This is a genomic window from Billgrantia lactosivorans, assembly GCF_003254665.1.
Taxonomy (GTDB): domain Bacteria; phylum Pseudomonadota; class Gammaproteobacteria; order Pseudomonadales; family Halomonadaceae; genus Halomonas; species Halomonas lactosivorans.
The window spans coordinates 24774-38101 of the sequence record NZ_QHGY01000013.1; the positions used below are offsets into that span (position 1 = coordinate 24774).

The 13328-nt window shown below is 67.6% G+C and carries 10 protein-coding genes; 9 read left to right on the forward strand and 1 reads right to left on the reverse strand.

Annotated elements, in window-relative coordinates; genetic code table 11:
- The first annotated feature begins 18 nt into the window (after positions 1 to 18).
- The 7 genes from mgtE (at position 19) to DIS04_RS17870 (ending at position 9182) form a co-directional block, all read left to right on the forward strand.
- On the forward strand, positions 19 to 1392 hold the full coding sequence (gene mgtE, locus DIS04_RS17840) for a magnesium transporter (protein WP_111415146.1): 1374 nt from the start codon (positions 19 to 21) through the stop codon (positions 1390 to 1392).
- Between the two features lie 181 nt (positions 1393 to 1573).
- The gene (locus DIS04_RS17845; protein WP_111415147.1) at positions 1574 to 2386 is read left to right on the forward strand and encodes an undecaprenyl-diphosphate phosphatase; all 813 of its coding nucleotides are present in this window, start codon (positions 1574 to 1576) and stop codon (positions 2384 to 2386) included.
- 33 nt (positions 2387 to 2419) lie between these two features.
- Positions 2420 to 3487 (forward strand): FAD:protein FMN transferase, encoded by a 1068-nt coding sequence (locus DIS04_RS17850; RefSeq protein WP_111415148.1) that lies wholly within the window; start codon positions 2420 to 2422, stop codon positions 3485 to 3487.
- An 89-nt stretch (positions 3488 to 3576) separates the two neighbouring features.
- A complete protein-coding gene (gene glmU, locus DIS04_RS17855; RefSeq protein WP_111415149.1) occupies positions 3577 to 4944 on the forward strand; it encodes a bifunctional UDP-N-acetylglucosamine diphosphorylase/glucosamine-1-phosphate N-acetyltransferase GlmU in 1368 nt (455 codons plus the stop codon).
- Positions 4945 to 4964: 20 nt separating this feature from the next.
- Complete coding sequence (gene glmS / locus DIS04_RS17860; RefSeq protein WP_111415150.1) at positions 4965 to 6800, forward strand: glutamine--fructose-6-phosphate transaminase (isomerizing); 1836 nt, start codon at positions 4965 to 4967, stop codon at positions 6798 to 6800.
- Between the two features lie 74 nt (positions 6801 to 6874).
- Positions 6875 to 7705, forward strand: coding sequence for a DUF72 domain-containing protein (locus tag DIS04_RS17865; RefSeq protein ID WP_111415192.1), 831 nt, complete (start codon positions 6875 to 6877; stop codon positions 7703 to 7705).
- 130 nt (positions 7706 to 7835) lie between these two features.
- Positions 7836 to 9182, forward strand: coding sequence for a sodium-dependent transporter (locus DIS04_RS17870; protein WP_111415151.1), 1347 nt, complete (start codon positions 7836 to 7838; stop codon positions 9180 to 9182).
- A 69-nt stretch (positions 9183 to 9251) separates the two neighbouring features.
- Here the strand turns inward: DIS04_RS17870 and DIS04_RS17875 are convergent, their stop codons facing one another.
- Positions 9252 to 9452, reverse strand: coding sequence for a PA3496 family putative envelope integrity protein (locus DIS04_RS17875; protein WP_111415152.1), 201 nt, complete (start codon positions 9450 to 9452; stop codon positions 9252 to 9254).
- Between the two features lie 212 nt (positions 9453 to 9664).
- Between DIS04_RS17875 and hexR the strand changes: the two genes are divergently transcribed.
- Both hexR and uvrD read left to right on the forward strand, forming a co-directional pair.
- Positions 9665 to 10528, forward strand: a complete 864-nt coding sequence (gene hexR / locus DIS04_RS17880; protein ID WP_111415153.1) for a transcriptional regulator HexR — start codon at positions 9665 to 9667, stop codon at positions 10526 to 10528.
- Between the two features lie 299 nt (positions 10529 to 10827).
- Positions 10828 to 13035, forward strand: coding sequence for a DNA helicase II (gene uvrD, locus DIS04_RS17885; protein ID WP_111415154.1), 2208 nt, complete (start codon positions 10828 to 10830; stop codon positions 13033 to 13035).
- Positions 13036 to 13328 lie beyond the last annotated feature (293 nt).

A 13328-nucleotide genomic window follows, 5' to 3' on the forward strand; every position in this document is an offset into this window, starting at 1 on the left:
CGGTTCCAGGAGAGCGCCATGTCATTGAGCGAACAGCTGCAGGAACACAAGGAAACCCTGGTCCAGGCCCTCGAGCAGGAGGATCGCGAGCGTCTCGACCAGTGGTTGCCTGAGCTGCGCGCCGCGGATCTCTCCGAGATCCTCGAGGAGATGGCCGAGGAGGATGACGACCTACCCAGCGTGCTGAAGCTGCTCGACTGCCTGCCGCTGGAGCGCCGCGCCAACGTCCTCGGTTATCTCCCCGGCGAGGTCCAGCTCGAGGTGGCCGAAGCCATGTCCGACGAGCTGCTGCTCTCGGTACTGGAGGAGATGGGCTCGGACGAGCGTGCCGACCTCTTCAACCTGCTCGGCGAGGATCGCCAGGAGGTGCTGCTGCGGCGCATGGCGCGTCAGGAGCGCGAGGACCTCAAGCGCCTGGCGAGCTACGAGGAGGGTACCGCCGGGGCGATCATGACCTCGGACTACGTCGCCATCCCCAGCGGCATGACCGTGTCCCAGGCGATGATGCGGGTGCGCCAGACCGCGCCCGACGCCGAGACGGTCTACCAGCTCTACGTCATCGACCCCGAGGGCCGGCTGGCCGGCACCCTGTCGCTGCGCCAACTGATGGTGGCGCGCCCCGGCGCACAGGTCGACGACCTGATGATCAAGGACGTCATCAGCGTGTCGGTGGACGAGGCGCAGGAGGAGGTGGCGCGCCTGGTGGCCCGCTACGACATGCTGGCCGTGCCGGTCACCGACCACGAGGCGCGCCTGGTCGGCATCGTCACCCACGACGATGCCATGGACGTGGCCGAGGAGGAGGCTACCGAGGACTTCCACAAGGGCATGTCCATCGGCCAGCTCGAGGATGGCGTCAGCCGGGTGCCGCTGTGGAGCCTCTACCGCAAGCGCGTGACCTGGCTGGTGCTGCTGGTGTTCGCCAACCTCTTCTCCGGTGCCGGGATCGCCTATTTCGAGGACACCATCGCCGCCCAGGTGGCGCTGGTGTTCTTCCTGCCGCTGCTGATCGGCAGCGGCGGCAACGCCGGCGCCCAGGCCGCCACGCTCACGGTACGCGGCATGGCCACCGGCGATGTCGGGGTCAAGGACTGGGGCAAGCTGCTCGGGCGCGAACTGATGGTGGCCGGTGCGCTGGGGCTGACCATGGCGCTGGCCGTCGCGCCGATCGGCGTGATGCGCGGCGGCGAGGCGGTCGCCATGGTGGTGGCGACCAGCATGGTGACCATCGTGCTGTTCGGCAGCCTGCTCGGCATGTGCCTGCCGTTCCTCCTCAACCGTGTGGGCTGGGACCCGGCCACCGCCTCGGCGCCGCTGGTGACCACGCTGATCGACGCCAGCGGCGTCGTCATCTACTTCACCATCGCCACGGCGGTACTGGCCGGACACTAGCGGGCACGATCATGAACAGCTCCCCACGGGGCGCGGCCGCCCGATGGCGGCGGCCTGGGCTCGAACAGAATGGTAACGAGACACGGCGGACAAGCGGCGGGGGGACGTGTATCCTCTTCGCGTCCTGCCGTGCGTTCGCTGCCAGGCTGCGCACGTCCTAGCCATCGGGGGAGAGCGCCATATGGATTGGCTTCAGGTCGTCGTGTTGTCCGTGGTCCAGGGGCTGACCGAATTCCTGCCGGTCTCGAGTTCGGCCCACCTGATCCTGGTGCCCGTGTTGACCGACTGGACCGACCAGGGCCTGGTCTTCGACGTCGCGGTGCACCTGGGCAGCCTGCTGGCGGTGGTGTGCTACTTCCGCCACGACCTGCGGCGCATGGCGACGAGCTGGTTGCTGTCCCTGCGCGGCCGGACCCTGCGCCACGGGACCGACGATCCCGATGCCCGGCTGGCCTGGTGGGTGCTGCTGGCCACGATTCCGGTGTGCCTGGCGGGCCTCGCCCTGCACGATGCCATCGAGCAGAGCATGCGCTCGCCGCTCTTGATCTCGGGGGGGCTGATCGTGTTCGGCGTGCTCCTGAGCTATGCCGACTGGGGCAGGCGCTCGGGGCGCAGCGAGTACCAGTTGACCCTGCGCGACGCGATGCTGATCGGCCTGGCCCAGGCACTGGCGCTGATTCCCGGCACCTCGCGCTCCGGTATCACCATCACCGCGGCGCTGTTGCTGGGGATGAGCCGCGAGGGGGCGTCGCGCTTCTCGTTCCTGCTCTCGATTCCGGTGATCGTGCTGGCGTCGGGGCTGGAGATCGTCGGCCTGCTGCAGTCGCCAGGCGACATCGACTGGCTGGCCATGGCGACCGGAGTGGCCTTGTCGGGGCTGAGTGCCTATCTCTGCATCCACTACTTCCTCGCCTTCATCAAGCGGATCGGCATGCAGCCTTTCGTCGTCTACCGCATCGTGCTGGGCCTATGGCTGCTGTGGATCTTCGGCTAGCCGAGCAACACTCTATCGAGGAGTCCTGTTACCATGAAAGCTGTCCTGCGCCCCGTGATTTTGGCGCTGTGCCTGGGCTTGTTGATCGCCGGCTGTTCCGAGAACGACCGTCCGCTGGAGTCGCCGGTGCGCCTGGAAGGGAGCATCTTCGGCTCCTTCTATCAGGTGACCATCGGCGACAGCCTCACCCAGGGCCAGGCGCGCGACCTGGAGGAGGGGCTCATCGAGGTGCTCGAGCAGGTGGATGGTGCGATGTCGATCTATCGCGACGACTCGGAGCTGATGACCTTCAACCAGGCCCCGCTCGGGGAATGGCAGCCGCTCTCCAACGAGCTGATCGAGGTGCTGGCGATCAGCCAGTCGGTGGCCGAGGCGAGCGGTGGCGCCTTCGACGTCACCCTCGGTGGGCTGGTCAACCTGTGGAGCTTCGGCTCCGAGGCGCGACCGCGCGAGATTCCCGACGACGAGACCCTGCAGGCACGCCTGGCCGAGGTCGGTCCCGACAGCATCGAGGTGGACGAGACTGACATGCAGGCGCGGCGCCTGCGCGACGTCTTCGTCAATCTCGGCGGCGTGGCCAAGGGGCACGCCACCGATCGGGTCGCCGCCTACCTCGACGCCGAGGGCATCGAGCACTACCTGGTCAACCTCGGCGGCGACCTGATCACGCGCGGCTACCGCGATGGCGACGGCGAGCGCTGGCGCATCGGCATCGAGGCCCCGCTCGACGATCGCCAGGAGGCCACCCATATCGTGCCGCTGCACGACATCTCGGTGGCGACCTCGGGGGACTATCGCAATTATTTCGAGGAGGAGGGGCGGCGCTTCTCGCACACCATCGATCCGCGCACCGGCCGTCCCATCGAGCATCGCGTGGCGTCGGTGACGGTGGCCCACCCCTCCAACGCCTGGGCTGATGCCTGGGCCACGGCGATCATGGTGCTGGGCGAGGAGGCGGGCCTGGCGCTGGCACGCGAGCAGGGGCTCAAGGTGCTGTTGCTGGTGCGTCAGGACGAAGGCTGGAGCAGCCTGGCGAGCCCTGCTTTCGCCGACTACTTCGGCGAGGAGCTGAGCGATGAGATGGGCCTGGAAGTGCGCTGAGGGCGCCGGGAGCGCGCCGGCCACCCGAGAAGGGCGGGCGCTCGGGCCCCGATGATACTGGAGCCATTCGATTGGACAAGGAGTCTTCGATGACCCTGGATGTGGTGATTCTGGCGGCCGGGCAGGGCACGCGGATGCGTTCGACCCTGCCCAAGGTACTGCATCGCCTGGCCGGCAAGCCGATGGTACGTCACGTGCTCGACACCGCACGGGAGCTCGAGGCGGATCGCCTGCACGTGGTGATCGGCCACGGCGCCGAGCGGGTGCGCGAAGCGCTTTCCGAGTATCCCGTGCGCTTTGCGCTGCAGGCCGAGCAGAAGGGTACCGGACATGCGGTGGCGCAGGCGCTGGAGAACATGGGCGACGGCAGGGTGCTGGTGCTGTACGGCGACGTGCCGCTGATCCGGCGCGAGACACTGGCCTCGCTGCTGGAGGAGGTGGACGAGTCGCGCATGGGACTGCTCACCGTGACCCTGGACGACCCGAACGGCTACGGCCGCATCCTGCGCGACGAGCACGGCCAGGCCGTGGCCATCGTCGAGCAGAAGGATGCCAGCGAGAGCGAGCTGGCGATCCGTGAATGCAACACGGGCATCATGGCCATGACCGCCGCCCAGCTGAAGCGCTGGCTGCCGCGGCTCTCCGCCGACAATGCCCAGGGCGAGTACTACCTGACCGACGTCATCGCCATGGCGGCCGCCGAGGGCATCGCCATCGCCACCGCCCAGCCTGCCGATCCGCTCGAAGTGGAGGGGGTCAACAACCGCTCGCAGATGGCGCGGCTGGAGCGTGCCCATCAGCGCCACCTCGCCGAGGCCCTCATGGCCCAGGGGGTGGCGCTGATCGATCCGTCGCGCATCGACGTGCGCGGCCGCCTGAGCTGCGGACACGACGTCGAGATCGATGTCGGCTGCGTGTTCGAGGGCGAGGTGGAACTGGGCGAGGGCGTGCGCATCGGCCCCCACTGCGTGATCCGCGATAGCCATATCGGCGCCGAAAGCGTGATCGAGCCCCACAGCGTCCTCGAGGGTGCGGTGGCGGCCGGGCACAACCGCATCGGGCCCTTCGCCAGGCTGCGCCCCGGCACTCGCCTGGCGGTGGGGGCCAGGGTGGGCAATTTCGTCGAGACCAAGAACGCCGAGGTGGGCGAGGGCAGCAAGATCAACCACCTGAGCTACGTCGGCGATGCGCGGCTGGGGCGCGACGTCAACGTCGGTGCCGGCACCATCACCTGCAACTACGACGGGGCCAACAAGCATCGCACCGACATCGGCGATGACGCCTTCATCGGCTCCAACACCGCCCTGGTGGCGCCGGTCAGTGTCGGCCGCGGCGCCACGGTCGGTGCCGGTTCGACCATCAGCAAGGACGTGCCCGACAACGCCCTGGCCGTTTCCCGAGGGCGCCAGATCGCCAAGGCCGACTGGGTGCGGCCGGCCAGCAAGACCCGAGACTGAAGCAAGCGCGAGGAATCGTCATGTGTGGAATCGTTGGTGCCGTTGCCGAACGCAACGTGGAGGGCATCCTGCTCGAGGGCCTCAGGCGGCTGGAGTATCGCGGCTACGATTCGGCCGGCATGGCCGTGCTCGCCGGTTCCGGTGAGCTGCAGCGGCGTCGGGCGCTGGGCAAGGTGGCCGCTCTCGAAGCGATGCTCGAGGAGAATGCCCTGCCGGGTCGCTGCGGCATCGCCCACACCCGCTGGGCCACTCACGGCAAGCCCAGCGAGGAGAACGCCCACCCGCACCAGTCGGGTGACCGGCTGGCGCTGGTGCACAACGGCATCATCGAGAACCACGAGCCGCTGCGGCGCGAGCTGCAGGCGGCCGGCTACGCCTTCTCCTCGCAGACCGATACCGAGGTGGTGGCCCACTTGCTGGAGCACGAGTACCGCCACGGTGGCGACCTGCTGGCGGCGGTGCAGCGGGGCCTGTCACGCCTCGAGGGCGCCTACGCGCTGGCGGTGGTGCACGCCGACGAGCCCGGCGTCATCGTCGGCGCGCGCAAGGGCAGCCCGCTGGTGGTGGGGGTGGGCATCGACGAGGCCTTCCTCGGTTCCGATCCGCTGGCGCTGCTGCAGGTCACCGATCGCTTCATCTACCTCGAGGAGGGCGATGTGGTGCGGCTCGCCGCCGGCGGCCGCGTCGAGATCTTCGATGCTGCGGGTCAGGCCGTGCGCCGCCCGGTGCAGTCCTTCGAGCACGGCGATGGGGCCGCCAGCAAGGGCGCGTATCGCCACTTCATGCTGAAGGAGATCTTCGAGCAGCCGGCGGTGATCGCGGCGGCCCTCGAAGGGCGACTGGGCGAGCGTTCGGTGCCGGCGGAGTGTTTCGGCCCCGACGCCGAGGCGCTTTTCGCCCGGGTCGCGCAGGTGCATATCGTGGCCTGCGGCACCAGCTACCACGCCGGGCTGGTGGCGCGCTACTGGCTCGAGCGCTATGCCGGGCTACCCGTGCAGGTGGAGGTGGCCTCGGAGTATCGCTACCGCAGCGTGGTGGTGCCCGAGAACACGCTCTTCGTCACCCTGTCGCAGTCCGGCGAGACCGCCGATACCCTCGCCGCGCTGCGCTTCGCCCGCGAGCAGGGCTATCTCGCCACCCTGGCGATCTGCAACGTGCCGGGCAGCTCGCTGGTGAGGGAATCGGCCCTGACGCTGATGACCCAGGCCGGCCCCGAGATCGGCGTCGCCTCCACCAAGGCCTTCACCACGCAGCTCACGGCATTGATGCTGCTGACCCTGGCGCTGGGGCGGGTCAAGGGCCTCGCCGCCGAGACCCAGGCCGAGCTGGTGGACGCGCTGCGCGACCTGCCGCAACGGGTGGGCCGCGTCCTGCAGCTGGACGGCGACATCGAGGCGCTGTCGACCGCCTTCGCCGAGAAGCATCACGCGCTGTTCCTCGGCCGCGGGGCGCACTTCCCCATCGCCCTGGAAGGTGCGCTCAAGCTCAAGGAGATCTCCTATATCCACGCCGAGGCCTACCCCGCCGGCGAACTCAAGCACGGGCCACTGGCGCTGGTCGACAGCGAGATGCCGGTCATTTCCGTCGCCCCCAACGACGAGCTGCTCGACAAGCTGAAATCCAACCTGCAGGAGGTCAAGGCGCGGGGCGGCGAGCTCTTCGTGTTTGCCGACGAGCGGGTCGGCATCGCGGAGGAGCCGGGCGTCAGGGTGTTGCACCTGCCACACGTGCACGAGGCCCTGGCGCCGATCCTGTACACCGTGCCGCTGCAGCTGCTCAGCTATCACGTGGCGGTACTCAAGGGTACCGACGTCGACCAGCCGCGCAACCTGGCCAAGTCGGTGACGGTGGAGTAGCAACGCCGCCCTGCGCCGCGACTCGCCGGCGAAGCGAGGAGGAGGCCGTGCCGGGACTGTTCCTGGGCCTGCCCATGTGGGCCAATCCCGACTGGTGCGGCTCCCTCTACCCGCCCTATGCGGGCCAGGAAGGCTGGCTGGCCGACTACGCCCGGGTCTTCTCCGCGGTGGAGGGCAGCACCACCTTCTACAGCGGTGCGCCCAGGGCGGAGACGGTGGCAGCCTGGGCGCACCTGGCGCCCGCCCACTTCCGCTTCTGCTTCAAGCTGCCGGCGAGTGTCACCCACGCCAAGCGACTCGACCACGTCGAGGCCGAGTTCGACGCCTTCGTCGATGCGCTCGCGCCGCTGCACGAACGCCTGGGTCCGCTGCTCGTCCAGCTGCCGCGGGACTTCGGCCACGCCGAACTGCCCCGCCTCGAGGCGCTGCTCGCGCGCTGGCCGTCCGCGATTCCGTGCGCCGTGGAGGTCCGCCACCCCGAATTTTTCCACAAGGGGGCGGCCGAAGTTGCCTTGAACCGCCTGTTGATAACTCATGCTGCCAACCGCGCCATGCTCGACGTCCGCGCGCTGTTCTCGACCCCGCCTGAGGGCAGTCCGGCGCTCGCCCACGCCCAGAAGGAAAAGCCAAGATGCCCATTACACGTGCTTTCCACGGGAGACCAACCGCTGATTCGTTTCATCGGGCATCTCGATGAGGCGATCAACCTGCACTACTTCACGCCCTGGATCGACCAGATCAAGCTGTGGATAAATCAGGGGAAAACCCCTTTCTTGTTTGTGCATACCGCCGACAACCGCCAGGCCCCCCAGCTGGCCAGACGGCTGTTCCAGGCATTGGCCGGCGACCTCGGCCTGCCGCCGCTGGGGGAGTTTGCCGGCGAGCGTCAGACGAGCCTGTTGTGACCGCCATCCGACTGGCGTTCGAGCGTATGATCGGATAGATTTGCCGACATTCGAGCCAAAAACCCTCCTATCTACTGAGTTTTTGCGCTTGAGAAAGATCAACAACCAGATACACAACAACAGGTGAGTCATGTCTAAACTCGTACACGCCCAGTGGTCATCGAAGATGACCTTCGTGCTCGCGGCCGCCGGCTCGGCGGTGGGGCTGGGCAATATCTGGAAGTTTCCCTACATGGTGGGCGAGAGCGGCGGGGCCGCTTTCGTCCTGGTCTACCTGCTCTGTATCGCCGTCATCGGTCTGCCGATTCTGGTCGCGGAATGGCTGATCGGCCGGCGAGGCCAGGAGAACCCGATCAATGCCATGGCCGAGCTCGCTCGCCGCGGCGGTCACCTGCCGGCCTGGGTCCTGGTGGGCGTCTGTGGCGTTCTCGCCGCCTTCCTGATCCTCTCCTTCTACAGCGTGATCGGCGGCTGGTCGCTCTCCTATACCCTCGGTTCGGTCACTGGCGCCTTCAGCGGCCGCGACGCGGAGGGCGTCAGCGGCGTCTTCACCGGCATGCTGGGTAACCCCGGGACCCTGCTGCTGTGGCACACCGTGTTCATGCTGCTGGTCATCGGCATCGTCGCCCGCGGCGTGACCAAGGGGCTGGAAGGGGCCGTGCGTACCATGATGCCGGCGCTGGTGATCCTGATGCTGGTGCTGGTCGGCTACGGCATGACCACGGGCCACTTCGGCGAGGCACTCTCCTTCATGTTCCGGCCCGACTGGGACGCCATCAACGGCGAGGTGGTGCTGGCGGCCATGGGCCAGGCCTTCTTCACCCTGTCGCTGGGCATGGGCATCATGATGGCCTACGGCTCCTACCTGGGCGAGGAGGTCAACCTGCTGGGGACCGCGCGCACGGTGATCCTGCTCGACACCGGCATTGCCCTGCTGGCGGGCCTGGCGATCTTCCCCATCGTGTTCGCCAACGGGCTGGACCTCGACTCGGGCCCGGGGCTGATCTTCATCACGCTGCCGCTGGCGTTCGGCAACATGACCGGCGGCGCCCTGCTGGGCCTGATGTTCTTCCTGCTGCTGACCTTCGCGGCGCTGACCTCGGCCATCTCGCTGCTGGAGCCGGTGGTGGAATTCGTCGAAGAGCGCACGCCGCTCTCGCGCGTCGCGGCGACCCTGGTCAGCGGGGTGGCGGTGTGGACCCTGGGCATCCTCGCCCTGCTCTCGTTCAACCTGCTGGGGGAGTTCCTGATCCTGGGGCTCAACGTCTTCGACCTGCTGGACACTTTCACCAGCAAGTTCCTGCTGCCCCTGACGGGCCTCGGCGCGATCCTGTTCGTCGCCTGGTGCCTGGACCGCCGCAGCGTGGCCGCCGAGCTCAACCTCTCCGGGGGCAGCGAATCGCTGTGGCTGGTGGTGGCGCGCTACGTGGCGCCGCTGGGCGTGGTTGCGGTGTTCCTGCACTCGCTGCTGGGGTAAACCGCCCCGTAGGCCCCGCCTGGCGGGGCCTGAGCTGCCTGACTCTGCGGCCGCCTTCGGGCGGCCGTTTCAGTGTTTCTCCTCGTCGGCCAGATCGGCGATGTCGCGCTCCAGCTGCTTGAACTCCTGGTGCAGCTCGATGCCGCGCCGGGCGCGCAGGTTGCGTTGCGCGGCGCTGCGGGAACGTTTCTCGTGCTCGGCGACGTTGATGCTCATGAAGATGTCGAGAAGTTCGTTCTTGACGGAAGTGACCCGTTCGACCTTACTCATGATCGACTCTCCCTTCTTCTTCTGTGCCTTATCTCTGTCGTGCAGCAAGATCAAATCACAGCATCTTTACTATACCCTACTTGACACTTTCATGACGACGTGCCCATTCCACGCTAGGCCGCGGGCGAAGCCTGCGAGCAGGGCGGAAACTCCCGCAAGCGAGCCGGATCAGGCATACTGATCTTCTGCGTTCGTCAACCAAGGAGTCCAGCGTGAGCCGCGCCCTGTTCGATGAAATGAGACGCCGCATGGAGCACTTCCGCCGCTCCGAGCAGAAAGTGGCGCGCTTCGTGCTGCGCAATCCCGACGAGGTCATCCACATGCGCATCGTCGACCTGGCCACCGAGGCCAAGGTCAGCGAGCCGACCGTGGTGCGCTTCTGCCGGGCCCTGGGCTGCAACGGCTTCCAGGACTTCAAGCTCAAGCTGGCGCAGATGCTGGCCTCGGGCAGCCAGTTCGCCCAGTTTTCGATGAACGACGACGACTCCGTCGCCGAATTCTCCCAGAGCATCTTCGACTCCACCGTGGGCACCCTGCTGTCGGTGCGCGACCGGCTCGACAACGATGCCCTGAGCCGGGCGATCCAGGCCCTGGCGATGGCCAACCGGGTCGAGTTCTACGGCTTCGGCGCCTCCGGCGCGGTGGCCTTCGACGCCCAGCACAAGTTCTTCCGCCTGCAGATCTCCACCGCCGCCTACGCCGACCCGCACATGCAGAACATGTCGGCGGTGACCCTCAAGGAGGGCGACGTGGTGGTGGCGATTTCCCAGACCGGCCGTACCCGGGCGCTGGTGGCCAGCGTGCGTCTGGCCCGCGAGGCCGGCGCCACGGTGATCGGCCTGTGTCCCAGCGGTTCGCCGCTGGCCGAGGAGGTGACCCTGCCGCTCTACATCGACGTGCACGAGGACACCGAGATCTACACGCCGATGAGCTCGCGCATCGCCCACCTGGTGCTGGTCGACGTGCTCGCCGTGGGCGTGGCCAAGACCCGCGGGCCGAAGCTCGCCGAGCAGCTCAAGGCAGTCAAGAAGAGCCTGACGCCGCTGAGGTTTCCCGAGCAGGAAGGCAAGCCCTAGCGGCCAGAGCACTCGGTTATCCTCGGCGCCGCTCACCCGAGAACGGGGCGGGCGCGGTGCAGATGAAGCGACCTTAGCGAGGACGCTGACGCCAACGCAGCCGCGCGCGGAAATCGACAGGGATGTCGATTTAGCGTCGGCAAGAGGGACCTTGTTCCGACGCGACGCGCAGGCGGCCAGTGCCGCGTCAGGGTTTCGTCCGAGCGTGTCGCGAATCGTACCGCGCCTGTCAACGCCAGGCCTCACAGGGTTCAATATGCTAAGCTGGGCGACCAATTTTCCAGCGGCAGACCCCTTCCATGGATGACGTCACGGCGATTCTCGATCAGTTGAATCCGGCCCAGCGCGAGGCGGTGAGCGCGCCCCAGGGCAACATGCTGGTGCTGGCCGGTGCCGGCTCGGGCAAGACCCGGGTGCTGGTGCATCGCATCGCCTGGCTGATGCAGGCCGAGGGCTTGTCGCCCTATGCCGTGCTGGCCGTGACCTTCACCAACAAGGCCGCACGCGAGATGCGCACGCGCCTCGAGGCGCTGCTGGGGCTGTCGCTGCGCAACGTCTGGGTCGGCACCTTCCACTCCATCGCCCATCGCCTGCTGCGCACCCACTGGCAGGATGCCCGCCTGCCGCAGCACTTCCAGATCATCGATTCCGACGACCAGCTGCGCCTGATCAAGCGCCTGCTCAAGGAGCACCGGATCGACGACGAGCGCTACCCGCCGCGCCAGGTGCAGTACTTCATCTCCGGCTGCAAGGAGGAGGGGCTGCGCCCGCACCAGGTCGACGTGCATGGCGACGCCTACCTGGCCCAGATGGTCGAGCTCTACGAGCGCTACCAGCTCACCTGCGAGCGCGGCGGGCTGGTCGACTTCGGCGAACTGCTGTTGAGGAGCCTGGAGCTGCTGCGCGACACCCCGGCGCTGCTGGCCCACTACCAGGAGCGCTTCGCCCACGTGCTGGTCGACGAGTTCCAGGACACCAATACCCTGCAGTACGCCTGGCTCAAGCTGCTCACCGGCATGCAGACGCCGATGACCGTGGTCGGCGACGACGACCAGTCGATCTACGGTTGGCGCGGGGCGCGCATCGAGAACATCCGCCGCTTCGAGCGGGAGTTTCCGGGCACCCACACCGTGCGGCTGGAGCAGAACTACCGCTCGACCAGCGTCATCCTCGATGCCGCCAACGCGCTGATCAGCCACAACGCCGAGCGCATGGGCAAGGAGCTGTGGACGGCCGGCGCCCGCGGCGAACCGATCTCGGTGTATGCCGGCTTCAACGACCTCGACGAGGCGCGCTTCATCGTCGACACCATCAAGGAGAAGGTCGACGAGGGCTACCGGCGCCGCGACGTGGCCATCCTCTATCGCTCCAACGCCCAGTCGCGGGTGCTCGAGGAGACCCTCATCCGCCAGGGCATGCCCTACCGCATCTATGGCGGCCAGCGCTTCTACGAGCGGCTCGAGATCAAGAACGCCCTGGCCTACCTGCGGCTGCTGCTCAACCGCGACGACGACGCCTCGCTGGAGCGCATCGTCAACGTGCCGCCGCGCGGGATCGGCACGCGCACGGTGGAGCAGCTGCGCGAGCGTGCCCGGCTGGCCGGGGTATCGCTGTGGCAGGCGCTGCACGACGGCCTCGCCGACGGTTCGCTCAAGGGCCGTGCCGGCGCCGCGCTGCAGGCCTTCGCCGACCTCGTCGAGCGGCTCGACAACGATACCGCCGGCATGGCACTGCACGAGATCATCGCCCACGTGAACGAAGTCTCCGGCCTCGTCGAACATCATCAGAACGAGAAGGGCGAGAAGGGGCAGGCCCGGGTCGAGAACCTCGAGGAGCTGATCAACGCCGCCCGCGCCTTCACCCAGGGCGAATCCTTCGATCCGCCCGAGGCCGGCGAGGGCGCCGTGGCGCTGGAGGCCTTCCTCGCCGAGGCGGCGCTCAACGCCGGCGAGCACGAAGCCGACGAGTTCGAGGACAGCGTCCAGCTGATGACGCTGCACTCGGCCAAGGGCCTGGAATTCCCGGTGGTGTTCGTCGCCGGGGTCGAGGAGGGGTTGTTCCCGCACAAGATGTCGCTGGAGGAACCCGGCCGCCTCGAGGAGGAGCGCCGGCTGTGCTACGTCGGCCTGACCCGGGCCATGCGCAAGCTCTACCTCACCCATTCGGAGATCCGCCGCCTGCACGGCAAGGAAACCTTCCAGCGGCCGTCGCGTTTCCTGCGCGAGATCCCCGCCGAGTACCTGGAGGAGGTGCGCCTGCGCGGCCAGATCTCACGGCCGGTGACGGCCGCCCGCCCGGCGGTGGGCCTCTCGCGCCAGACCTCGGTCGACCCCGGCGACGACCTGCCCAGCCTGAGCCTGGGCCAGCGCGTGCAGCATCCGGTCTTCGGCGAAGGCGTGATCCTCAATGCCGAGGGCGAGGGTGCCCGCGCGCGGGTGCAGGTCAGCTTCGAGGGCGAGGGCGACAAGTGGCTGGTGCTGGGGTTTGCCAAGCTCACCCCTCTGTAGGAATACGCCGCTTTACTGCTGCGCTTGCTATCCTGGCCACTGGCGGTACCGAAGCGTCGGACCGCCGAAGCGTCGGACCGTACAATCCTCAAGGAACCCCCAGTCAACTCCGGTTGCTCCGTTCCGGCGGTGGCCAGCCTATCTTCGCTCGCGACGTAAATCAGAGTATCCCCGGGTACGTTGACGTCTACGTCAAAAGGCGTGCTTGCTGCCCAAATGGGCATTCAGCATACTCACAGGCGGACACATCGCGCTTGATTAGACGCGACTCAGAATAACCACTGGAGTCAGGC